Source organism: Burkholderia aenigmatica, assembly GCF_048627025.1.
GTDB lineage: Bacteria > Pseudomonadota > Gammaproteobacteria > Burkholderiales > Burkholderiaceae > Burkholderia > Burkholderia aenigmatica.
Genome location: NZ_CP184468.1, coordinates 1,025,941 through 1,048,139, shown reverse-complemented (window position 1 = coordinate 1,048,139; position 22,199 = coordinate 1,025,941). Strand labels below are relative to the sequence as shown.

Annotated in this window: 19 protein-coding genes; 16 read left to right on the top strand and 3 right to left on the bottom strand. The window is 67.9% G+C overall.

The genetic code is table 11. From position 1 onward, the window contains the following. Nucleotides 1–357: 357 nt before the first annotated feature. The 3 genes from zwf (at nucleotide 358) to ACN8ZM_RS04915 (ending at nucleotide 4,502) form a co-directional block, all read left to right on the top strand. A complete protein-coding gene (gene zwf / locus ACN8ZM_RS04925) occupies nucleotides 358–1,827 on the top strand; it encodes a glucose-6-phosphate dehydrogenase (RefSeq protein ID WP_043181717.1) in 1,470 nt (489 codons plus the stop codon). Nucleotides 1,828–1,915: 88 nt separating this feature from the next. Continuing rightward, the gene (gene pgl, locus ACN8ZM_RS04920) at nucleotides 1,916–2,596 is read left to right on the top strand and encodes a 6-phosphogluconolactonase (RefSeq protein ID WP_089450089.1); all 681 of its coding nucleotides are present in this window, start codon (nucleotides 1,916–1,918) and stop codon (nucleotides 2,594–2,596) included. Continuing rightward, on the top strand, nucleotides 2,574–4,502 hold the full coding sequence (locus ACN8ZM_RS04915; RefSeq protein WP_043181714.1) for a bifunctional transcriptional regulator/glucokinase: 1,929 nt from the start codon (nucleotides 2,574–2,576) through the stop codon (nucleotides 4,500–4,502). The genes pgl and ACN8ZM_RS04915 overlap by 23 nt, the downstream gene beginning before the upstream one ends. Before the next feature lie 96 nt (nucleotides 4,503–4,598). Here ACN8ZM_RS04915 and ACN8ZM_RS04910 read toward each other — a convergent pair whose 3' ends face one another. Further along, on the bottom strand, nucleotides 4,599–5,816 hold the full coding sequence (locus ACN8ZM_RS04910; RefSeq protein WP_043181712.1) for a Bcr/CflA family multidrug efflux MFS transporter: 1,218 nt from the start codon (nucleotides 5,814–5,816) through the stop codon (nucleotides 4,599–4,601). Between the two features lie 248 nt (nucleotides 5,817–6,064). On the opposite strand from ACN8ZM_RS04910, the gene ACN8ZM_RS04905 reads away from it, so the two are divergent. The 12 genes from ACN8ZM_RS04905 to ACN8ZM_RS04850 all read left to right on the top strand — a co-directional run bounded on the left by ACN8ZM_RS04905 (nucleotide 6,065) and on the right by ACN8ZM_RS04850 (nucleotide 18,784). Continuing rightward, nucleotides 6,065–6,529: a hypothetical protein gene (locus ACN8ZM_RS04905; protein ID WP_089430736.1), complete on the top strand. Its 465-nt coding sequence runs from the start codon at nucleotides 6,065–6,067 to the stop codon at nucleotides 6,527–6,529. Between the two features lie 173 nt (nucleotides 6,530–6,702). Further along, on the top strand, nucleotides 6,703–7,986 hold the full coding sequence (gene hemL, locus ACN8ZM_RS04900; RefSeq protein ID WP_420210692.1) for a glutamate-1-semialdehyde 2,1-aminomutase: 1,284 nt from the start codon (nucleotides 6,703–6,705) through the stop codon (nucleotides 7,984–7,986). A gap of 15 nt (nucleotides 7,987–8,001) precedes the next feature. After that, nucleotides 8,002–9,123, top strand: a complete 1,122-nt coding sequence (gene ribD / locus ACN8ZM_RS04895) for a bifunctional diaminohydroxyphosphoribosylaminopyrimidine deaminase/5-amino-6-(5-phosphoribosylamino)uracil reductase RibD (RefSeq protein ID WP_043181709.1) — start codon at nucleotides 8,002–8,004, stop codon at nucleotides 9,121–9,123. A gap of 14 nt (nucleotides 9,124–9,137) precedes the next feature. Continuing rightward, the gene (locus ACN8ZM_RS04890) at nucleotides 9,138–9,773 is read left to right on the top strand and encodes a riboflavin synthase (RefSeq protein WP_420210691.1); all 636 of its coding nucleotides are present in this window, start codon (nucleotides 9,138–9,140) and stop codon (nucleotides 9,771–9,773) included. A gap of 462 nt (nucleotides 9,774–10,235) precedes the next feature. Next, complete coding sequence (locus ACN8ZM_RS04885; RefSeq protein ID WP_420210690.1) at nucleotides 10,236–11,342, top strand: hypothetical protein; 1,107 nt, start codon at nucleotides 10,236–10,238, stop codon at nucleotides 11,340–11,342. A 9-nt stretch (nucleotides 11,343–11,351) separates the two neighbouring features. Further along, on the top strand, nucleotides 11,352–12,491 hold the full coding sequence (locus ACN8ZM_RS04880) for a hypothetical protein (RefSeq protein ID WP_420210689.1): 1,140 nt from the start codon (nucleotides 11,352–11,354) through the stop codon (nucleotides 12,489–12,491). Nucleotides 12,492–12,594: 103 nt separating this feature from the next. Further along, on the top strand, nucleotides 12,595–14,490 hold the full coding sequence (locus ACN8ZM_RS04875; protein ID WP_420210688.1) for a S9 family peptidase: 1,896 nt from the start codon (nucleotides 12,595–12,597) through the stop codon (nucleotides 14,488–14,490). Between the two features lie 168 nt (nucleotides 14,491–14,658). After that, the gene (locus ACN8ZM_RS04870) at nucleotides 14,659–15,177 is read left to right on the top strand and encodes a DUF1993 domain-containing protein (RefSeq protein ID WP_043181703.1); all 519 of its coding nucleotides are present in this window, start codon (nucleotides 14,659–14,661) and stop codon (nucleotides 15,175–15,177) included. 191 nt (nucleotides 15,178–15,368) lie between these two features. Further along, nucleotides 15,369–16,511: a bifunctional 3,4-dihydroxy-2-butanone-4-phosphate synthase/GTP cyclohydrolase II gene (gene ribBA / locus ACN8ZM_RS04865; RefSeq protein WP_043181701.1), complete on the top strand. Its 1,143-nt coding sequence runs from the start codon at nucleotides 15,369–15,371 to the stop codon at nucleotides 16,509–16,511. A 53-nt stretch (nucleotides 16,512–16,564) separates the two neighbouring features. Beyond that, entirely contained in the window at nucleotides 16,565–17,080 is a 516-nt protein-coding gene (gene ribH, locus ACN8ZM_RS04860; RefSeq protein WP_089450082.1) for a 6,7-dimethyl-8-ribityllumazine synthase, read from the top strand. Beyond that, a complete protein-coding gene (gene nusB, locus ACN8ZM_RS04855; RefSeq protein ID WP_043181698.1) occupies nucleotides 17,077–17,514 on the top strand; it encodes a transcription antitermination factor NusB in 438 nt (145 codons plus the stop codon). The genes ribH and nusB overlap by 4 nt, the downstream gene beginning before the upstream one ends. Nucleotides 17,515–17,587: 73 nt before the next feature. Continuing rightward, the gene (locus tag ACN8ZM_RS04850) at nucleotides 17,588–18,784 is read left to right on the top strand and encodes a pyridoxal phosphate-dependent aminotransferase (protein WP_420210687.1); all 1,197 of its coding nucleotides are present in this window, start codon (nucleotides 17,588–17,590) and stop codon (nucleotides 18,782–18,784) included. A 113-nt stretch (nucleotides 18,785–18,897) separates the two neighbouring features. Here ACN8ZM_RS04850 and ACN8ZM_RS04845 read toward each other — a convergent pair whose 3' ends face one another. Both ACN8ZM_RS04845 and ACN8ZM_RS04840 read right to left on the bottom strand, forming a co-directional pair. Continuing rightward, the gene (locus tag ACN8ZM_RS04845; RefSeq protein WP_420210686.1) at nucleotides 18,898–20,013 is read right to left on the bottom strand and encodes a transglycosylase SLT domain-containing protein; all 1,116 of its coding nucleotides are present in this window, start codon (nucleotides 20,011–20,013) and stop codon (nucleotides 18,898–18,900) included. 430 nt (nucleotides 20,014–20,443) lie between these two features. Beyond that, the gene (locus tag ACN8ZM_RS04840; RefSeq protein WP_205823262.1) at nucleotides 20,444–20,638 is read right to left on the bottom strand and encodes a hypothetical protein; all 195 of its coding nucleotides are present in this window, start codon (nucleotides 20,636–20,638) and stop codon (nucleotides 20,444–20,446) included. On the opposite strand from ACN8ZM_RS04840, the gene ACN8ZM_RS04835 reads away from it, so the two are divergent. After that, nucleotides 20,610–22,166 (top strand): UbiD family decarboxylase, encoded by a 1,557-nt coding sequence (locus ACN8ZM_RS04835; protein ID WP_043181692.1) that lies wholly within the window; start codon nucleotides 20,610–20,612, stop codon nucleotides 22,164–22,166. The two genes, ACN8ZM_RS04840 and ACN8ZM_RS04835, sit on opposite strands and share 29 nt — an antisense overlap. Nucleotides 22,167–22,199 lie beyond the last annotated feature (33 nt).

The following is a 22,199-nucleotide window of genomic DNA, read 5'->3' as shown; positions in this document are numbered from 1 at the left end:
AAATCGAGCCGCGGGACGCATGCAGCGTACGGGGCCGATGACCGGCCGGGCTCTTACAGAAAGCGTGAATCGAGATTCAACGGCGTGTCTCCTCTTTGTGTTTCTGGCCCGCCGCGATGATGCGGCGCGAGCCCGGGGCCGACGTCGCGCTGACGATGCGCGCCGTCAATGTCCGATAACATTCGGCACAAGGCGTTCCCGAAGGCGAAGCTCGCGCAGTTCATCGACCGCACTTCTTTTTTTCTTCACCCAGGTGCTACCCCTTGCGGCGGATTGTAGTTAAACTACAATTCAGTGTCAAAAATATTTTTATCGCACTACGGATCGCTTCCCAGCACCCCAACCCGGCGGAGACACATGCATACCGATTCCAGCTTTACCTTCGTACTTTTCGGCGGCACCGGCGATCTGTCGATGCGCAAGATCCTGCCCGCGCTGTTCGAAGCGCACCGTGCGAACATGCTGGCGGAGAGCGGCCGGATCGTCGCTGTGGCGCGTCATGAATCGGATCGGGCGTCCTATCTCGACTGGGTCGACACCCACGTGAAGCCGCACGCGGCCAAGGCCGCCGGCAAGGCGTTCGACGAAGCTGCGTGGAAGTCCTTCCTCGATCGCATCGAGTACGTGCACCTCGATCTCGGCCGCGCGGAAGACTACGTCGTGCTGCGCGACGCGGTGGCATCGCTGCCCGGCATCCGCGTGTTCTATCTTGCGACCGGCCCGTCGCTGTTCGTGCCGATCTGCAAGGCGCTCGCGTCGGTCGGCCTGAACGAAGGCTCGCGCATCGTGCTCGAGAAGCCGCTCGGCTACGACCTGAAGTCGTCGAACGCGATCAACGACGCGGTCGGCGAGATCTTCGCGGAAGGCCAGATCTACCGGATCGACCACTACCTCGGCAAGGAACCCGTGCAGAACCTGCTCGCGCTGCGCTTCGGCAATGCGCTGTTCGAGCCCCTGTGGCGCCGCGAATGGGTCGAGAGCATCCAGATCACGATCGCCGAGGAGCTCGGCGTCGAGGCGCGCGGCGATTTCTACGACAATACGGGCGCGCTGCGCGACATGGTGCAGAACCACCTGCTGCAGCTGCTGTCGATCGTCGCGATGGAACCGCCGCACTCGATGGATTCGGATTCGGTGCGCGACGAGAAGCTGCGCGTGCTGCGCGCGCTGAAGCCGGTCGATCCGCGCGACATCGGCAAGGTGGCCGTGCGCGGCCAGTATCATGCGGGCGTGATCAAGGGCGCGCAGGTGCCGGCCTACGCGACCGAGCCGGGCGTGAAGCCTGACAGCCAGACCGAAACCTTCGTCGCGCTGAAGGTCGAGATCGAGAACTGGCGCTGGGCCGGCGTGCCGTTCTTCCTGCGCACCGGCAAGCGTCTTGCCGATCGCGTCGCGGAGATCGTCGTCAATTTCCGCCCGGTGCCGCACTCGGCGCTCGGGCCCACCGCGCTGCGTCCCGGCTCGAACCGCCTCGTGATCCGGCTGCAGCCGAACGAGACGATCCGCCTGTACTGCCTCGCGAAGCAGCCGGGCGAAGGGATGAACCTCGCGAGCGTGCACCTCGACCTTGCGTTCGACCAGTTCTTCAAGGAAGGGCAGATGGAGGCGTACCAGCGCCTGCTGCTCGACGTGATCAACGGCCGGCTCGCCCTCTTCGTGCGCCGCGACGAACAGGAAGCCGCATGGCGCTGGGTCGAGCCTATCCTGAACGAATGGGCACGCACGCTGAAGCCGCCGAAGCCGTACGCGGCGGGCACGTGGGGGCCGGCCGCGGCGAGCGCGATGCTCGCGCAGCACGACACCTGCTGGCTCGAAGAAGAGAACTGATGCAAACCGTTGCCGCGCACGCCACCGTACGCGGCAACGTGCCCCACGATTCGTACGATTTGAACAGACAAAGCAGTCCGGAGGAGATGTGATCGAGATCCACGCTTTCGACACCCAGGAAGCGCAAAGCGACGCGCTCGCGCGCGCCGTCGGCGATGCGCTGCGCACCGCGCTCGCCGGCCCCGCGCGCCCGACGCTCGCGGTGTCCGGCGGCACCAGCCCGCGCCCGTTCCTGCAAACGCTGTCGCACGCGGCGCTCGACTGGGCCGGCGTCGACGTGACGCTGGTCGACGACCGCTGGGTGCCGGAGGACGACGCAGCCAGCAATGCGCACCTCGTGCGCGACACGCTGCTGCAGCATGCAGCCGCCCCGGCCCGCTTCCTGCCGCTCGTCGACACGCGCGCCGCGCTCGACGCGCACGTCGCCGCGCTGAACGCGAACGCCGATTACCGCGTGCCGACCGTCGCGGTGCTCGGCATGGGCGAGGACGGCCATACCGCGTCGATCTTCGCCGATGCGCCCGAATGGGAGCACGCGATCACGACGCCCGAGCGTTTCGTCGCCGTGCATCCCGGCGCCGCGCCGCATGCGCGCGTGAGCTTCTCGCTCGATGCGCTCAAGCGCGTCGACCGGCTGTTCCTGCTGATCGCGGGCAACGCCAAGCGCGCGGTGCTCGACGCCGCAGCCGCATCGCTGCAGAAGAACGCGATTTCCCAACTGGCCAACGACAAGGGGACCCAGCTCGATGTCTACTGGTGCGCAAAGTAAGGCGGCCGTCGCGGGCCAGCATGCCGACGGCCCGCGCCTGCTCGCGGACGTCGGCGGCACCAACGCGCGCTTCGCGCTGGAAACCGGCCCGGGCGACATCACGCAGATCCGCGTGTATCCCGGCGCCGACTATCCGACGCTCACCGACGCGATCCGCAAATACCTGAAGGACGTGAAGATCAGCCGCGTGAATCACGCGGCGATCGCGATCGCCAATCCGGTCGACGGCGATCAGGTCACGATGACCAACCACGACTGGAGCTTCTCGATCGAGGCGACGCGCCGCGCGCTCGGCTTCGATACGCTGCTCGTCGTCAACGATTTCACCGCGCTCGCCATGGCGCTGCCGGGCCTGACCGACGCGCAGCGCGTGCAGATCGGCGGCGGCGCGCGCCGCCAGAACAGCGTGATCGGGCTGCTCGGGCCCGGCACCGGGCTCGGCGTGTCGGGGCTGATTCCGGCCGACGACCGCTGGATCGCGCTCGGCAGCGAAGGCGGCCATGCGTCGTTCGCGCCGCAGGACGAGCGTGAGGACCTGGTGCTGCAGTACGCGCGCAAGAAGTTTCCGCACGTGTCGTTTGAACGCGTGTGCGCGGGCCCCGGCATGGAGATCATCTATCGCGCGCTCGCCGCGCGCGACAAGAAGCGCGTCGCCGCGACCGTCGACACGGTCGAGATCGTCGAGCGAGCGCATGCGGGCGACGCCCTCGCGCTCGAGACGGTCGAATGCTTCTGCGGCATTCTCGGCGCGTTCGCGGGCAGCGTCGCGCTGACGCTCGGCGCGCTTGGCGGCGTGTACATCGGCGGCGGGGTCGCGCTGAAGCTCGGCGAACTGTTCACGCGCTCGTCGTTCCGTGCGCGCTTCGAGGCGAAGGGCCGCTTCACGCACTACCTCGAGAACATCCCGACCTACCTGATCACCGCCGAATACCCGGCGTTCCTCGGCGTGTCGGCGATCCTCGCGGAGCAGCTGTCGAACCGCTCGGGCGGCGCGTCGTCGGCCGTGTTCGAACGGATCCGCCAGATGCGCGACGCCCTGACGCCGGCCGAGCGCCGCGTGGCCGATCTCGCGCTGAACCATCCGCGCTCGATCATCAACGATCCGATCGTCGACATCGCGCGCAAGGCCGACGTAAGCCAGCCGACCGTGATCCGCTTCTGCCGCTCGCTCGGCTGCCAGGGGCTGTCCGACTTCAAGCTGAAGCTCGCCACCGGCCTCACCGGCACGATCCCGATGAGCCACAGCCAGGTGCATCTCGGCGACACGGCTACCGACTTCGGCGCGAAGGTGCTCGACAACACGGTGTCGGCGATCCTGCAGTTGCGCGAGCACCTGAATTTCGAGCACGTCGAGAACGCGATCGAGATCCTGAACGGCGCACGGCGCATCGAGTTCTACGGTCTCGGCAACTCGAACATCGTCGCGCAGGACGCGCATTACAAGTTCTTCCGCTTCGGGATCCCGACGATCGCGTACGGCGACCTGTACATGCAGGCCGCGTCGGCCGCGCTGCTCGGCAAGGGCGACGTGATCGTCGCGGTGTCGAAGTCGGGACGCGCGCCCGAGCTGCTGCGCGTGCTCGACGTCGCGATGCAGGCCGGTGCGAAGGTGATCGCGATCACATCGAGCAACACGCCGCTCGCAAAGCGCGCGACCGTCGCACTCGAAACCGACCACATCGAGATGCGCGAGTCGCAGCTGTCGATGATCTCGCGGATCCTGCATCTGCTGATGATCGACATCCTCGCGGTCGGCGTCGCGATCCGCCGTGCGTCGACGAACGGCGAACTGCCCGAGGCCGTCGCGCAGGCGAAGGCACGCGCGAGCGACGACGAAACGGCCGACGTGCTCGACTGGCTGAGCCACGGCGCATCGCCGGCGGCGAAGGACGTCGCGCGGGACTGACGCGGCGCGGCGGCCGCCGCTTCCCGCGTTCGAAACAAAAACGCCACCGGCGCAGCGCGCACGGTGGCGTTTTTCATTCTGCCGTCAGGCCGCGGCTCAGGCGCCCGCCTTGACGGGCCGCCCGTGCCAGCGCAGCACGAGGTAGCGGCCGGCGAAACATAGCACGCCCGAGATGCCGATCGTCACGCCCATCGCGAACGGCGTGCCGTCCGCGAGTGCGCCGATCGCAACGCTCGCGAGCGCGCCGAGCGCCAGCTGCATCGCGCCGAACACGGCCGCCGACGCGCCCGCGTTGTGCGGATAGCGATGCATGAGGTCGGTCGTGCAGTTCGCGGACAGGATCCCGACCACGCCGACGACGAAGAACAGGCACACGACGATCGACCACAGCCCGCCCCACCCCGTCAGCGCGACGAGCGCGACCGCGAGCGATGCGATGCAGCTCACGAGCGACGCGGCCGCGATGATGCGCAGCGAGCCGATGCGGCCGACGAGCCGTGTGTTCGCGAAGTTGCCGATCATGATGCCGACGACGTTCAGGCCGAACAGCAGCCCGTAGTGCTGCGGCGACACGTGGAAATACTCGATGTACACGAACGGCGTCGCCGTGATGTACGAGAACATCGACGCGAACGCCATGCCGCCGCACAGCATGTGCCCCCATGCAACGGGATCGGACAGGATGCGCCCGTACGACGCGAACGACGCGAGCACGGCCGCGCTCTTGCGCCGCTCCTTCGGCCAGGTTTCCGGCACGCGCAGGTACGCGGTCGCCGCGCACACCGCGCCGAACACGGCCAGCACGACGAACACGCCGCGCCAGCCCGAGAAACGCAGGATCTGGCCGCCGATCAGTGGCGCGAGCAACGGCCCGACCGCAGTGACGATCGCGACCATCGACAGCACCTTCGCCGCGTCGGTCGGCTCGTGCGCGTCGCGCGCGATCGCGCGCGACAGCACCGACGCCGCGCCGGCGCCGAGCGCCTGCAGGAAGCGCACAAGGATCAGCATGTCGATCGACGTCGACACGAAGCAGCCGATGCTTGCGAGCGTGAACAGCGCGATGCCGCCGAGCAGCACGGGACGGCGGCCCCACGTGTCGGACAGCGGGCCGTACAGCAGCATGCCGACCGAGAAGCCGGCCATGAAGCTCGTCAGCGTGCGCTGCGCGGCGCCAGGGCTGACGGAGAAGCCGTCGGCGATCGACGGCAGGCTCGGCAGGTACATGTCGGTAGCGATCGGCCCGCAGGCGGCGAGCGCACCGAGCAACAGGATCAGCCGGGCATCGGGCCGGCGCCGGACGACGTGGGACATGGGTATCCGGAATGGAGCCCGCGCGCATCGGGGCACGCGTGGCGATGAAGACGGGAGGCCGCGCCGCGAACGGCGCGCTCAGGCCCATGATTGTACGCGCAACTTTTTTACGTGCCGCCGGTGCGCGTGCGCGGCGGGCCTGAAAGCAGCGGTGCGGTGCCCGCCGCGCAGGATCGCGAACGGGGATTCGATTAAGCTTGCAGCTCCTTGCCGCTCTCGTCTGACCAATTCGACGCACGACCGAACCGATGACCGCTTTCCTGCTGATCTGGAGCCCCAAGAAATGGCCGTGGCCCGACCTGCCCGACGTCGCCGCGCGCGTGAAGGCCGGCGAGGCCGTGCATGACGTGTGGGGCTGCGGCTTCGCGCGCGGCATCCTGCCGGGCGACCGCGTGTTCCTGCACCGCGTCGCGAAGGAGCCCAAGGGCGTGTTCGGCTCCGGCTACGTGACGCGCGCACCGTACGAGGTGCCCGATGCGGCGACGAAACGCGGCTACCGGCTGTGCATCGACTTCGTGTACGACTGGCTGGTCGACGCGCACCAGGACGTCGTGATCGCACGCGACGCGCTGCGTGTCCATCCGTATTCGGTGCAGACCTGGGATGCGCAGAGCTCCGGCACGGTGATCAAGCCGATGGTCGAAGGCCCGCTCGAGAAGCGCTGGGCCGAGCTGACCGGAAAGCGCAAGCCGCCGCCGTTGCCGGATCGATAACGGGGCCGAATCGCCCCTTCCTTCCCGGCCCGCGCGATCCTTCGCGCGCCGAAAGGCCGCAGACCGCGCCGCGGGCCCGCCGCGCGCGTCTCCGGTACAATCGGACGATCGTTCCGCCCAGGCGCCGCGGCCCGTGCACAGGCCCCCGCGCCCTTCTCTCGCAGGTTTCGCCCATGTCCAACAATCAGATCCTCTTCGAACGCGCCCAGAAGACCATTCCCGGCGGCGTCAACTCGCCGGTGCGCGCATTCCGTTCGGTCGGCGGCACGCCGCGCTTCGTCGCGCGTGCGCAAGGCCCGTATTTCTGGGATGCCGACGGCAAGCAATACATCGACTACATCGGCTCCTGGGGCCCGATGATCGTCGGCCACGTCCATCCGGAAGTCCTGTCGGCCGTGCAGAACGTGCTCGCCAACGGCTTCTCGTTCGGCGCGCCGACCGAAGCCGAGATCGAGATCGCCGAGGAAATCTGCAAGCTCGTGCCGTCGATCGAGCAGGTGCGGATGGTGTCGAGCGGCACCGAGGCCACGATGAGCGCGCTGCGTCTCGCGCGCGGCTTCACGGGCCGCAGCCGCATCGTCAAGTTCGAGGGCTGCTACCACGGCCACGCGGACAGCCTGCTCGTGAAGGCCGGCTCCGGCCTGCTGACGTTCGGCAACCCGACGTCGGCCGGCGTGCCCGCCGACATCGCGAAACACACGACCGTCCTCGAATACAACAACGTCGCCGCGCTCGAAGAAGCGTTCGGCGCGTTCGGCGACGAGATCGCCGCCGTGATCGTCGAGCCGGTCGCGGGCAACATGAACCTCGTGCGTGGCACGCCCGAATTCCTGAACGCGCTGCGCGCGCTGTGCACGAAGCACGGCGCCGTGCTGATCTTCGACGAAGTGATGTGCGGGTTCCGCGTCGCACTCGGCGGCGCGCAGGCCTACTACGGGATCACGGCCGACCTCACCTGCCTCGGCAAAGTGATCGGCGGCGGGATGCCGGCTGCCGCGTTCGGCGGCCGCCGCGACATCATGGCCCACCTCGCGCCGCTCGGCGGCGTCTACCAGGCCGGCACGCTGTCGGGCAACCCGATCGCGGTCGCCGCGGGCCTGAAGACGCTGCAGCTGATCCAGGCGCCCGGCTTCTACGATGCGCTCACCGCGCAGACGAAGCGCCTCGCCGACGGCCTCGCGGCCGAAGCGCGCGCGGCCGGCGTGCCGTTCGCGGCCGACTCGATCGGCGCGATGTTCGGCCTCTACTTCGCCGAACGCGTGCCGACCAGCTTCGCGGAAGTGACGAAGAGCGACACCGAGCGCTTCAACCGCTTCTTCCACCTGATGCTCGACGAAGGCGTGTATTTCGCGCCGTCCGCGTACGAGGCCGGCTTCGTGTCGAGCACGCACGACGACGCGGTGATCGACGCGACGCTCGCGGCCGCGCGCCGCGCATTCGCGGCACTCGCTGCCTGACCCGGGTCCGCACGCATGTTCTCGGATATCGATTTCGCCCACATGCAGCGTGCGCTCGCGCTCGCCGCGCGCGGCATGTATACGACGGCGCCGAACCCGCGTGTCGGTTGCGTGATCGTCAAGGACGGCGACGTGATCGGCGAAGGCTTCACGCAACCGGCCGGCCAGGATCACGCGGAGGTGCAGGCGCTGAAGGACGCACGCGCGCGCGGCTACGACGTCGCGGGCTCGACCGTCTATGTCACGCTCGAACCGTGCAGCCATTTCGGCCGCACGCCGCCGTGCGCGAACGCGCTGATCGACGCGCGCGTCGCGAAGGTCGTCGCGGCAATGGAAGACCCGAACCCGCAGGTATCGGGGCGCGGCCTCGGGATGCTGCGCGACGCGGGCATCGACGTGCGCTGCGGGCTGCTCGCGCACGAAGCCGGCGAGCTGAACATCGGCTTCGTGTCGCGGATGACACGCGGCCGCCCGTGGGTACGGATGAAGACCGCCGCCTCGCTCGACGGCCGCACCGCGCTGCCGTCCGGCGAAAGCCAGTGGATCACCGGCGAGGCCGCGCGCCTCGACGGGCACGCATGGCGTGCGCGCGCCTGTGCGATCCTCACCGGCATCGGCACCGTGCGCGAAGACAACCCGCTGCTGACCGTGCGCGGCATCGACACGCCGCGCCAGCCGCAGCGCATCCTGGTGGACAGCCGCCTCGACCTGCCGCTCGACGCGCGACTGCTCGAGGGCGCCCCGCTGCTGATCTTCTGCGGCCGGCTCGACGCCGCCGGTGAAGTACGCGCGAACGTGCTGAAGGCGCGCGGCGCGGAAATCGTGCCGCTCGCGAATGCGCACGGCAAGGTCGACCTGCCCGCGATGCTGGCGGCGCTCGGCGCGCGCGGCGTCAACGAACTGCACGTCGAGGCGGGCCACAAGCTGAACGGCTCGCTGCTGCGCGAACAGTGCGTCGACGAACTGCTCGTCTACCTCGCGCCAAGCCTGCTGGGCGCCGATGCGGCCGGCATGTTCGATCTCGCGGCGCCGGCGAGCCTCGAGGCACGCACGCGGTTGTCGTTCCACGGGTTCGAGCGGGTCGGCGACGATCTGCGGATCCTCGCGCGCTTCACGCCGTCCGACGCCTCTCACTGAACGGAATCGCCACCATGTTCACCGGAATTGTCGCGGCCGTCGGCCGTATCGAATCGATCCAGCCGCTCGGCGCGTCGGCCGATGCCGGCGTGCGCCTGACCGTGCTGGCCGGCGGGCTCGACCTCACCGATGTCGCACTGGGCGACAGCATCGCGATCCAGGGCGCGTGCATGACGGTAATCGAAAAGACCGACGCGTCGTTCGACGTCGACGTATCGCGCGAAAGCCTGAACCGCACGGTCGGCCTCGCGGAGCCCGGCGAGGTGAATCTCGAGAAGGCGTTGCGCGCGCATGACCGCCTCGGCGGGCATATCGTGTCGGGCCATGTGGACGGCCTCGGCACCGTGTCGCGCTTCGCGCCGGTCGGCGAGTCGCACGAACTGCGCATCGTCGCGCCGCGCGAGCTCGGTCGCTATCTCGCGTACAAGGGGTCGATCACGGTCAACGGCGTGAGCCTGACCGTCAACACGGTCGACGATCGCGTGGACGGCTGCGAGTTCTCGATCAACCTGATTCCGCACACGGTCGAGGTCACGACGCTGCGTCACGTGAAGACCGGTGACAAGGTCAATCTCGAAGTCGACATGATCGCGCGGTATGTGGAGCGGATGCTCAGCACGGCCCGGGGCGAGCATCAAGCATCGAAGTAATTCGGCTTGGCGCGAATCGCGCGAATCGACCGCCTGCCTTCGCGCCCCACCGCTCGCCAATTGGCGTTTTCCGAATGGTCTTTCGTGGGTCAGGCATTTTCTGCGTGACCCAACATGAGTCACGGGATGTGAAACGAATACCCGGAACGTTTCCGAATAGTTGTAAATCGTTTAAGCATTTTGAACGGCCAGCCTGTTGATCGCCGGCCCTCACCTCGGGAACCGCGGCTTGCCGTCACGGCCAGCGGCTCGAACGCCCGACGACCGCCCATTTCGAGACGCCGGCGCCGCGCTCATTTCATTAACGGCAGCGATTATTCGCGTCTGTCATGAGCGCTGCGCGCGCAATAAACAGTAATACTGTCTTGCCGGATATGTAACCTGTGTAACGAGATCAAATTGTAAGCTGACGCTTTACCATGTCGCGAAGCCTCAGGCTTCGTTTCGTTGCAAGGCTCAGCGATGATCTCCGAAGGCAATGCGATCCGCTCGCTGCGCACCGGCGTCAAAGCGGAACAAGGTGCGCGTGCATCCGCTTCGTCGGTCCGGCGGGCAGTCAATACTTTTTTCAAGCTGCTTTACCGCTACACGCATTCGCGCGCGTGGCGACACAACGAGCGCCTCGCGCACGGGGTCGCGCTCGAACGCGACGAAGCCGGGCGACTCGTCGGCATGTGCATCCGCGGACGCCGCATCGCGTGCGCCAACACCCAGATGGCATCCGCGCCCGCCCTGCGCCACGCGGGGCAGGCATGTCATCTCATCGCCACCGGCCCGTCCGTCAACACCATCGATTACCGCGCGCTGCGCATGACGCACGTGCTGGGCGTGAACGGCGCCATCGCGCTCACCGAGCGTCAGGGTGTCAGTTTCGACTACTACTGCATCGTCGATACCGGCTTCGTACGCAATCGGCCCGATCTCGTCGAGCGCGTGATCGGCGAGCCGCTCACGCTGTTTGCCACGCCCCACGTGCTCTGGCACATCGCCGAGCGCATCGGCGTCGAGCGCATCCGCTGCCGTGTGTTTCTCCTCGACGACATGCTCTTTCCCGCCGGCCGCCGCGCGCCGCGTGCGCGCGAGCTGCGCACGACGTACGACACACAGGCGCTCGCACTGTTCGACACGCCGAAGCCGCTCGGCTTCAGCCTCGACCTGCGGTGCGGTGTCTTCGACGGCCGAACGGTCGCCTATACCGGCCTGCAAGTACTCGCCGCGCTCGGCTTCACACGCCTCTATCTGCACGGTGTCGACCTCACTGACGCGAAGCGCACGCCCCGCTTTTACGAGGAATCGGCGTCGACCATGCAGCCCAGCTATCTCGACGAAAATTTCCCCGGCTTCATCGAGCCGTCGTTCCGTCACGCATCGGCGCTGCTGACACGCCGCGGCGTCGACGTACGCAATCTGTCGATGGAAAGCGCGCTCGGCGAGGACATCTTCCCGAAGCTGCGCTGGCAGACGCTCGCGCAAGCGGGCATGGGCGACGCGATGCCCGCAGCGATGCCGACTTTCACCCCCGCACCGGCCTCCGAATCCGCGTGCGCCCCAGCGTCACGCACGCGCTGACGAACGAGCATGCGCGTCGTCCATCTCTCGAATACGCCCGTGGCGGGCAGCCCCGGCAACATCGTCGCCGCGCTTAACCGGCACACCGACATCGAGGCGCGCCATATCGTGTTCAACGCGTCGGCCTACGGCGCGCGCACGTTTACGGTCGATATCGACTGGCACACGCAGCGCGACATCGCGCTCGCAGCCATCGACGCCGCCGACGTCATTCATCTGCACCAGCACTTCTCGTTCGACGAGACCTTCGGCGCCGATTTGCCGCAGCGCTTCGGTGCACGCAAGCTCATTCGCCAATACCACTCCGCACCGTCGCTTTGGGCAGGGCAGGATGCCGACCGGCTCGCGCGCATCGTCAACGAGCCGATCCCGCAACTCGTGATCGCGCAGGGGCCGGAGCGCTACTATCCGTTCGCGCGCGTCGTGCCGAATCTGGTGCCCATTCACGACGCACGCTACCTGCCCGGGCCCGAATCCGAGGACGGGCCGCCCGTGGTCGTCTACTCGCCGAGCGGCAGCCGCAGCGCGTGGAAGACGCGCTGGGAAACCAAGGGCGCACCGCAAACGCTGGCGTTGCTGCGTCGGCTCGAGCGCAAGGGCCTGTGCCGCGTGCGGACGATCGTCGACACGCCGCACGACGCGTGCTTGCGTCTGAAACGGTGCGCCGCGCTGGCCGTCGACGAATGCGTGACCGGCAACTATCACCTGAGCGGACTCGAATCGCTGTCGCAGGGCAAGCCCACCCTCGGGCATCTCGACGCGCGCGTGCAGGCACAGTTACGCGCGATGACCGGGGCGACGGAGCTGCCGTGGGTGGACGTGCGGCTCGAGGAGGCGGAGCCGGTGCTGCGTGCGCTACTCGCCGACAAGCGCCTGCGCGACGAGGTCGGGCAGGCGTCGCGCCACTGGATGGAAACGCACTATGACGATCGCACGCTCGTCGAGCACTATAGACGCGCGTATCTCGACCTGTTCGACGCGCCCGAGCGCTTCGGCGTGCCGCGTTTTCGCACGCACGCCGAGCAGTGGACGGCGGTGGCGCTGCACGACCATGCGTGGCACGAACGGCGGCGCATCGGCATGTCATGGTGGCAGCATGCCGCCGACTCGGCCAAACGATTCGTGAAAGGCCGGGCCGTCTTGCGTTGAGCGGCGAGCCGACACCCGCTACACCCTCCCCGCTGCGCGCCTGCTCAAACCGCCAAGAGGCAGCACCGTCGGCGGCGAGGTCGACATGTGAATCGCACTGCCGGTGGCGACGATTCCCGCCCGCGCTCAGACCTTCGCGTCGTCGCCTGCCGCACGCGGTAGACAGCGTCGGAACTCATCTCCGGCCGGGCCTGTCTATCCGCTTCCGCCGACCCGACAAGGAGCTTGCGTGACGGCCGTCCCTTCCGATCCGCTGCAACGCCGCCGCTTCACGGTCGACGATCTGCTGTCGCTCGACACCTTCCAGCGCGACTACGGTCGCACCTGCGCGCTATCGCCCGACGGCGGCTCGATCTGCTTCGCCGTCGTCCGCCCGATGGCCGACGCGCTCCGCTTCGACCGCGCCTACCTCGGCGGGCTCGATCGGGCCGAACTCTACCTGTTCGAATTCGCCGGCCGCACGCTGCGCCGGCTGGCCGGCGACGGACGGGCCGGCCGCGCGTGCGGCTCGCCATCGTGGTCGCCCGACGGGAAGCGGATCGCGGCCGTCACGCTGTCGGCCGACGACGATGCCGTACACGCCGTGCTGATCGACCCGGCGACCGGGGCCGTGACGCCGATCACGACTTCGCGCAACCTCGACCTGTCTCCATTCGACCGCGACGGGCCGTTCACCTGGCTCGCCGATGGCCGTGTCGCACTGCCCCTGCTGGCCGAACGCGCGACGCCCACGATGGCGAACCTGCACCGCCGGCTGTTCGGGAACGCACGCCGCGCCTGGGAGGCCAATGCCGCCGGCCGGCGACCGACGGCCGATGTGCTCGACAGTGCGTCGTTCGGCGACGAACCCGTCGAGCCCGCGCGCGACTGGTGGGCGTTCGATCCCGCCACCGGCACGCTGTCCGCGCTGTCGCCGGAAGCATGTGCTGCGGCCGGACTGGCACATGGCGCGGTTGCGGACACGCCACTGATCGAGCCTGACACGCACGACGCCGACGCGCCGCCGGACCACGGCGGCGGGCGCCGCGAACGCGTAGCGGCGGAGACGGGGCGCCCGTATGCCGCCTTCATCGAACACGGCCACGACGCGACCCGCCTGACGGTCCGGCTGGCGGACTCGCGCGATTCGACGCTGGCATTCGAGACGAATCGCCAGTTGGCCGGCATCGCGACCGGTACCACGCACCGGCTTGCCTGCCGCGGCGCGGAACCGGACCGGCAGCGCTTCGTGGACGTCCTGCTGCCGCCGGATTTCGCGGGCGCGCCGGTGCCCGCGGTCGTCTGGGTCTATCCGCACGAAAAAGTCGCGCCCCATCCGCACCTGTTTCATGAACCCGACTGCCCGTTGCCATTCAGTTTCCAGCCATTCGCCGCGCATGGCTTCGCCGTCATCGACGTCAACATGCGGGACGTGCTCGGCGAAGCACCGGCGACGATGGCGGACAGGATGCTCGACGACGTCCTGGCGGCCGTCGACGCCTCGACCGATGCCGGATACGTCGACCGCGACCGGCTGCATCTGTATGGCCAGAGCCTGGGGGGCTGGGCGACGATGATGCTGCTCGCCCGCACGCCGATGTTCCGCTCGGGCGTGTCCAGCGCCGGCATCAGCGACGCGGCGGCGCTCTACGCGTCGCTCGACGCCCGGCTGCGCTACGAGACGGGCCACGACACCCGCCCCGAGCGTTTCTCGCTGATCGGCAAGCTGCTGGCCGACAACAGCTGGAACATCGACGCGCCGCCGTGGCTCCGCCCGGACGCCTACCACGCGATCAGCCCGATCCTGCATGCGGCGCGCATCACGACGCCGCTGCTGCTCATCCACGGCGACGCCGACTACGTGCCGCTCGAACAAAGCGAACGGATGTTCGCGGCACTGACGCAGCTCAAGCGCGACGTGCGGCTCGTCCGCTACTGGGGCGACGACCACGTGCCGCAATCGCCCGCCAATATCGCCGATCGGTATCGGCAGATGATTGACTGGATGCAGCGTGCTTGACCGGATCCGGCAGCGGGCGCCCCGGCCGGCCCGCCGGCACCATCGGCCGATTGGCCAACGACTCGCACGGGTCATGCCGTCGCGCTAAGATGCGTCGACAGCGGTTTCAACGCCGCAACGCACGACGTGCCGCATACCGGCCGCCCTCTTCTTCAAGGAGTCGTCCCCATGTCCATCTCGATGTACCAGGCTTCCCTGCCCGTGCTGATCCGTGGCCTGACCAACCTGCAGCACATCCTCGGCAAGGCGCAGGCGCATGCAGCCGAAAAGCAGATCGATCCGTCGGTGTTCGTCGGCGCCCGCCTGTACCCGGACATGCTGCCGCTCGTCCGCCAGGTCTACATCGCGACCGACACGGCCAAGGGCTGCGCCGCGCGCCTCGCCGGCGCCGAGATCCCGAGCTACCCGGACGTCGAGCAGACCTTCGACGAGCTGCACGCACGCATCCAGAAGACGATCGACTACCTGAAAAGCTTCGACGCCGCGCAGATCGACGGCAGCGAGGCGCGCCAGATCGTGCTGAAGATGCGCGTCGGCCCGATCGAGTTCACCGGCCAGTCGTACCTGTTGAATTTCGTGCTGCCCAATTTCTTCTTCCACGTGACGACCGCGTACGACATCCTGCGTCACAGCGGTGTCGAACTCGGCAAGCTCGACTACCTGGGCGGGCGCGACCAGCACGCCTGACGCACGGCCGGGCAAAGCCCGGCCCACCGCCCCGCACCCGCGTGCAGGCACCGCGCGGCGGCCCCGCCAGGCCTGCCGCGCAGGCCGGCCGGGGCGCTTTCCGGAGCGCTCGCCGGCCGCGCGCGGCCCATGCCAGCCGAAAGGTCGTCCGGCTGGCGTAAAATACGCACTTTCCTCTTTCTCGCCCCCTTATGACGCTCGCCTCCACGCTCGACATCATCGCCGAGCTGAAAGCCGGCCGGATGGTGATCCTGGTCGACGAAGAAGACCGCGAAAACGAGGGCGACCTCGTGATCGCCGCCGAATTCGTCACGCCGGAAGCGATCAACTTCATGGCCAAGTACGGCCGCGGCCTGGTTTGTCTGACGTTGACGCAGGAACGCTGCAAGCAGCTGCACCTGCCGCTGATGACCTACCGCAACGGTACGCAGTACGGCACCGCCTTCACGGTCAGCATCGAAGCGGCCGAAGGCGTGACGACCGGCATCTCGGCCGCCGACCGTGCGCACACGATCGCCACGGCGGTCGCGCACGACGTGCGCCCCGAGCACATCGTGCAGCCGGGCCACGTGTTCCCGATCATGGCGCAGCCGGGCGGCGTGCTCGTTCGTGCGGGCCACACCGAGGCCGGTTGCGACTTCACCGCGCTCGCGGGCCTCACGCCGGCCGCGGTGATCTGCGAGATCATCAAGGACGACGGCACGATGGCGCGCCTGCCCGACCTGATCGAGTTCGCGCAGGAACACAACCTGAAGATCGGCACGATCGCCGACCTGATCCAGTACCGCAGCCGCACCGAATCGATCATCGAGCGCATCGCCGAGCGCACGATGCAGACCGCGCACGGCACGTTCCGCGCGGTCCTGTACCGCGACCAGCCGAGCGGCTCGCCGCACATCGCGCTGGTGCGCGGCGAACCGTCGCCCGACGTCGATACGCCGGTGCGCGTGCACGAGCCGCTGTCGGTGCTCGACCTGCTCGAAACGGGCGTGTCGACGCACTCGTGGACGCTCGATGCCGCGATGCGCGAAATCGCGGAGCGCGACCTCGGCGTGATCGTGCTGCTCAATTGCGGCGACACGAAGGAACACCTGATCGACGTCTTCAAGGCGTTCGACGAGGAAGAAAAGGCCGCTGCGCTCAAGCGCCGGCCGGTTGATTTCAAGACGTTCGGCATCGGCGCGCAGATCCTGCGCGATGTCGGCGTCGGCAAGATGCAGGTGCTGTCGAATCCGCGCAAGCTGGGCAGCATGTCCGGCTACGGCCTGGAAGTCACGGGCTTCATTCCGATGCCCGGCGGCGAAGCCAAGTCCTGCCCGGCGTCCAACGCGTAACCCGCCACGACGCTTTCGCCCTATAACCGTTCATCCACACCACGGACAAGATCATGGAAATCGGACAATACCAACCGAATCTCGAAGGCGACGGCCTGCGTATCGGCATCGTGCAATCGCGCTTCAACGAGCCCGTGTGCAACGGCCTCGCCGACGCGTGCGTCGAGGAACTGGAACGCCTCGGCGTCACCGGTGAAGACGTGCTGCTCGTGTCGGTGCCCGGCGCGCTGGAAATCCCGCTCGCGCTGCAAAAGCTCGCGGAAAGCGGCCAGTTCGACGCGCTGATCGCGCTCGGCGCGGTGATCCGCGGCGAGACCTACCACTTCGAACTCGTGTCGAACGAGAGCGGCGCGGGCATCACCCGCATCGGCCTCGACTTCAACCTGCCGATCGCGAACGCGGTCCTGACGACCGAAAACGACGAGCAGGCCGTCGCACGCATGACCGAAAAGGGTCGTGACGCCGCACGCGTCGCCGTCGAGATGGCCAACCTGACGATGGCACTCGACCAGCTCGGCGACGACGACGAGGAAGAAGAAGACGAAGACGACGAAGAGGAGCGCGCATGAAGAAGAGCGCCCGCCGACAATCGCGCGAGCTGGCGACGCAGGGGCTGTACCAGTGGCTGCTGTCGAACGCGTCCTCCGGTGAGATCGACGCGCAACTGCGCGGCGCGCTCGGTTACGACAAGGCTGACAAGGATCTGCTCGAAGCCATCCTGCACGGCGTGATCCGCGAGCACGCCACGCTCGTCGAAGCGCTGACGCCGTCGCTGGACCGTCCGATCGAACAGTTGTCGCCGGTCGAACGCGCCGTGCTGCTGATCGCGACGTTCGAGCTCACGCACCACGTCGAAACGCCGTACCGCGTGATCATCAACGAAGCTGTCGAACTCGCGAAGACGTTCGGCGGCTCCGACGGCTACAAGTACGTGAACGGCGTGCTCGACAAGCTCGCCGCGAAGCTGCGCCCCGCCGAAACGCAGGCGCGCCGCAACGGCTGATTCCGTTGGTCCTGAACGGGCGCGCATGCGCCCGTTTTTTCTTTTGTCTCGCCTCCCTCGCCCTGCCCGCCCGATGAATACCGCCACCGATTCGCTCGTCAAACTCGCCGCACGCGTCGACGCGATCCAGCCCTTCTACGTGATGGAATTGATGAAGGAGGCACAGCGTCTGGAGTCTTCCGGGCGCGATGTTATCCACATGGGCATCGGCGAGCCGGATTTCACCGCGCCGGAGCCGGTCGTCGAAGCCGCCGCGGCCGCGCTGCGCCGCGGCGTCACGCAATATACGAGCGCACTCGGCATTGCGCCGCTGCGCGAGGCGATCTCCGCGCACTACGCGCGCGCCTACGGCCTCACGATCAGCCCGGAACGGATCGTCGTGACGGCCGGCGCGTCGGCCGCGCTGCTGCTCGCGTGCCTCGCGCTCGTCGGGCGCGACGACGAGGTGCTGATGCCCGACCCGTCGTATCCGTGCAACCGGCACTTCGTTGCCGCGGCCGAAGGCCGCGCGGTGCTCGTGCCGAGCGGCCCCGACGCGCGCTTCCAGCTCACCGAGGACGACGTCCGCACGCGCTGGGGCGACCGCACGCGCGGCGTGCTGCTCGCCTCGCCGTCGAACCCGACCGGCACGTCGCTCGAGCCGGACGAACTGAAGCGGATCGTCGAAGCCGTGCGCGCGCGCGGCGGCTTCACGATCGTCGACGAGATCTACCAGGGGCTCAGCTACGACGCGGCGCCCGTGTCGGCGCTGTCGTTCGGCGACGACGTCGTCACCGTGAACAGCTTCTCCAAGTATTTCAGCATGACGGGCTGGCGGCTCGGCTGGCTGGTCGTGCCGCCCGCACTGGTCGGTACGTTCGAAAAGCTGGCGCAGAACCTGTTCATCTGCCCGTCCGCGCTTGCGCAGCACGCGGCACTCGCGTGCTTCGAGCCGGCCGCACTCGACATCTATGAAGCGCGCCGGCTCGAATTCAAGCGCCGCCGCGACTTCATCGCCCCGGCGCTCGAACGGCTCGGCTTCACGGTGCCCGTGATGCCGGACGGCGCGTTCTACGTGTATGCGCACTGCGGCGGCGTCGCCCACCCGGCGGCCGGCGACAGCGCCGCGCTCACGACGGCGATGCTGCACGACGCGGGCGTCGTGCTGGTGCCCGGCATGGACTTCGGCGTCCATGCGCCGCGCGACTATATCCGCCTGTCCTATGCGACCGCCTACTCGCGGCTCGAGGAAGCGGTCGAACGGCTCGCGACGTTGTTCGGGCAGCACTGACACGCGGCCGGTGCGGCGGCTTCTCCGCGCACCGCAAAAAGAAAAGGCACCCGGATCGGGTGCCTTTTTCATGTCCTGCCGGCCAGAGCCGTGCGGTAAATTACCGCTGCACGTTACGCGCCAAGCTCCGAATGATCCGCGTGCGACTGCTTCGCGGTATCGACGCTCGCGTCGTCCTGCGACGCGGCGTCCTTCGATGCCGTCGACTTCGCCGACGTCGTGGTTTCGAGCGTCGCATGCACGCGCTTCGCACCGCCTGCCGCTGCCGTGACGGCGGCAGCCGTCACGATCGGCTTCGCCGGCGCCTGCGGCGCATTGACCGGCACGCTACGACCACGCGCAACGTCACGCAGGCGACCGCGCTCGGCCATCACCTTCGAACCGTAGCCATTGTCTTCGGGGTTCGTCGAGCCGTTGTACATGCGCAGGCCGGTCGCGAGCGAGCCGCCACGTGCGATGCAGTCCTTCAGCACGAGTGCGCCGACCTGGAGGTTCGCGAGCGGCTGCAGTGCGGTATCGGTGCCGCCGAAATACTCGAACTTGTCGGAGTGAACCTTCGACATGACCTGCATCAGCCCCTTCGCGCCGACGCCGCTTTCGGCGTACGGGTTGAAGCCCGACTCGATCGCCATCACGGACAGCAGCAGCAGCGGATCGAGGCCGACGTCACGGCCGGTCTGGAACGCAGCCTTGACGAGCTGGCCGAGCGGCTCCTGCGCGACGCGGTAACGGCGCGACAGGTAGGTCGCGACGAGCGCCTGTTCGCGATTCGATGCGAGCGCACGGTCGTCGCGCGCATCGGCCGCGACGCGCTGGGTCGGGATCAGTTTGGCCAGCGCGACGGGCGACGGGCCGTTACGGGCCGGATCGGACGCATCGCCCTGGGCGGCGGCGGCTTCCGGTGCGACGTCGAGGCCGACCGCAAGCGCGTCCGTTTCGGGGCTGTCTTCCTGCTGCGGCTGCGCGCCGGCAGGCGCGAAGTTCGGCAGCGGATGGCCGGTCAGCAGACGGGCCGGGCCGGCTTGCACGGCCGCGGATACGACCGGCATCAGCTTCGCGGCGAGCGTGCCGCGGACGGTTGGCAGCAGCCACAGTGCAAGCGCAACTGCGACAGCGAGACAGCCGACAACGCTGAATAGATGGTGACTGACACGCGTCCCACGACGCAGCATGCTGCGCACGAATTGCGCATGCTGCTCGCTAGGACGCCACGATAACCAAGCGTTCATTCAGATCATCTCCCATGAACATGACTCGTGCGGCTCGCTCAGCTCGATGGCGAGACAGGTAACGCGCCGCGGAATCACGACGCCGCACGCTTTGGTTGGGGCGTGCAAGCATCGGGGAAACGGTATAAGTACCGTTCGAGGCCACGGTGTAAGAGGGCCGGCACCTTCGCACACTGGGCGAGGCGGGCATACGCGGTGGCACCCACGCAAAAAACCAGCGTCTGGTGGCGCTGGCTGAGACTACGACTAAGGCCGTCGGATACGCCGTGCAGGTTTCGGCGGACGGTGACGCGCTGCGTCAAAGATCGGTGATTGGCGGCTCGAAGCCTTTTACCCTGCAGCCAATGTGAGCGGATTCTAGCAGGGTTTTATAGATCGTCAACACTATAGAACCTTGAAATTATAACAAAAAGTAATTTAGCGTCGCTCTTCAGATCGCCAGCCCCATGCCGTAGAGGGGTTGCGCGCGGTCGACTTTTTTCTCCGTCGGGCGGGCATGCGGCGGCGCGGGTAAAATCGTCGGTCGATTCGGGGCCGCAGCCGGCCGCTGCGCCCGCCCATCGCTGCCCGCCTTGCGGGTGGCCCGGACCATCTTCATGAAATACAAAGACTTACGCGATTTCATCCAGCGCCTCGAGGCGCTCGGCGAACTGCGGCGCGTCACGCAGCCCGTGTCGCCCGTGCTCGAAATGACCGAGCTGTGCGACCGCGTGCTGCGCGCCAGCGGCCCTGCGCTGCTGTTCAATGCGCCGACCGGCTACGACTTCCCGGTGCTCGGCAACCTGTTCGGCACGCCGCGGCGCGTCGCGCTCGGGATGGGTGTCGATGCAGGCGACGACGCCGCGCTCGACTCGCTGCGCGATCTCGGCCGCCTGCTGTCCGCGCTGAAGGAACCCGATCCACCGAAGAGCCTGAAGGACGCCGGCAAGCTGCTGTCGCTCGCGAAGGCCGTGTGGGACATGGCGCCGAAGTCGGTGTCGTCGCCGCCGTGCCAGGAGATCGTCTGGGAAGGTGCCGACGTCGACCTGAACCGGCTGCCGATCCAGACCTGCTGGCCCGGCGATGCGGGGCCGCTCGTCACGTGGGGCCTGACGGTCACGCGCGGGCCCAACAAGTCGCGGCAGAACCTCGGGATCTACCGCCAGCAGCTGATCGGCCGCAACAAGCTGATCATGCGCTGGCTCGCGCATCGCGGCGGCGCGCTCGACTTCCGCGAATTCGCGCTGCAGAACCCCGGCAAGCCGTATCCGGTCGCGGTCGTGCTCGGCGCCGATCCGGCCACGACGCTCGGCGCGGTGACGCCCGTACCCGATTCGCTGTCCGAGTACCAGTTCGCCGGGCTGCTGCGCGGCAGCCGCACGGAGCTCGCGAAGTGCCTGACGCCCGGCGTCGACACGCTGCAGGTGCCCGCGCGCGCGGAGATCGTGCTCGAAGGCTTCATTTATCCGCAGGACGGCACGCCCGCCCCCGCTCCGGCCGGCGCACCGCCGCGCCCGGCCGGCAATGCGTCCGCCAAGTACGAGCACGCGCTCGAAGGCCCGTATGGCGACCACACCGGCTACTACAACGAGCAGGAGTGGTTCCCGGTGTTCACCGTCGAGCGCATCACGATGCGCCGCGACGCGATCTACCACTCGACCTACACGGGCAAGCCGCCCGACGAGCCCGCGGTGCTCGGCGTCGCGCTGAACGAAGTGTTCGTGCCGCTGCTGCAGAAGCAGTTCACCGAGATCACCGACTTCTACCTGCCGCCCGAAGGCTGCAGCTACCGGATGGCCATCGTCCAGATGAAGAAGAGCTACGCGGGCCACGCGAAGCGCGTGATGTTCGGCGTGTGGAGCTTCCTGCGGCAGTTCATGTATACGAAGTTCATCGTGGTCGTGGACGAGGATGTGAACATCCGCGACTGGAAGGAAGTGATCTGGGCGATCACGACGCGCGTCGACCCGGTGCGCGACACCGTGATGGTCGACAGCACGCCGATCGACTATCTCGACTTCGCGTCGCCGGTCGCCGGCCTCGGTTCGAAGATGGGGCTCGACGCGACCAACAAGTGGCCCGGCGAGACCAGCCGCGAATGGGGCCGCCCGATCGAGATGGATGCCGCCGTGAAGGCGCGCGTCGACCGGCTCTGGCAGGAGATCGGACTCTGACGCCATGGGCCGGCGCCCGCCGGCCCATGGACT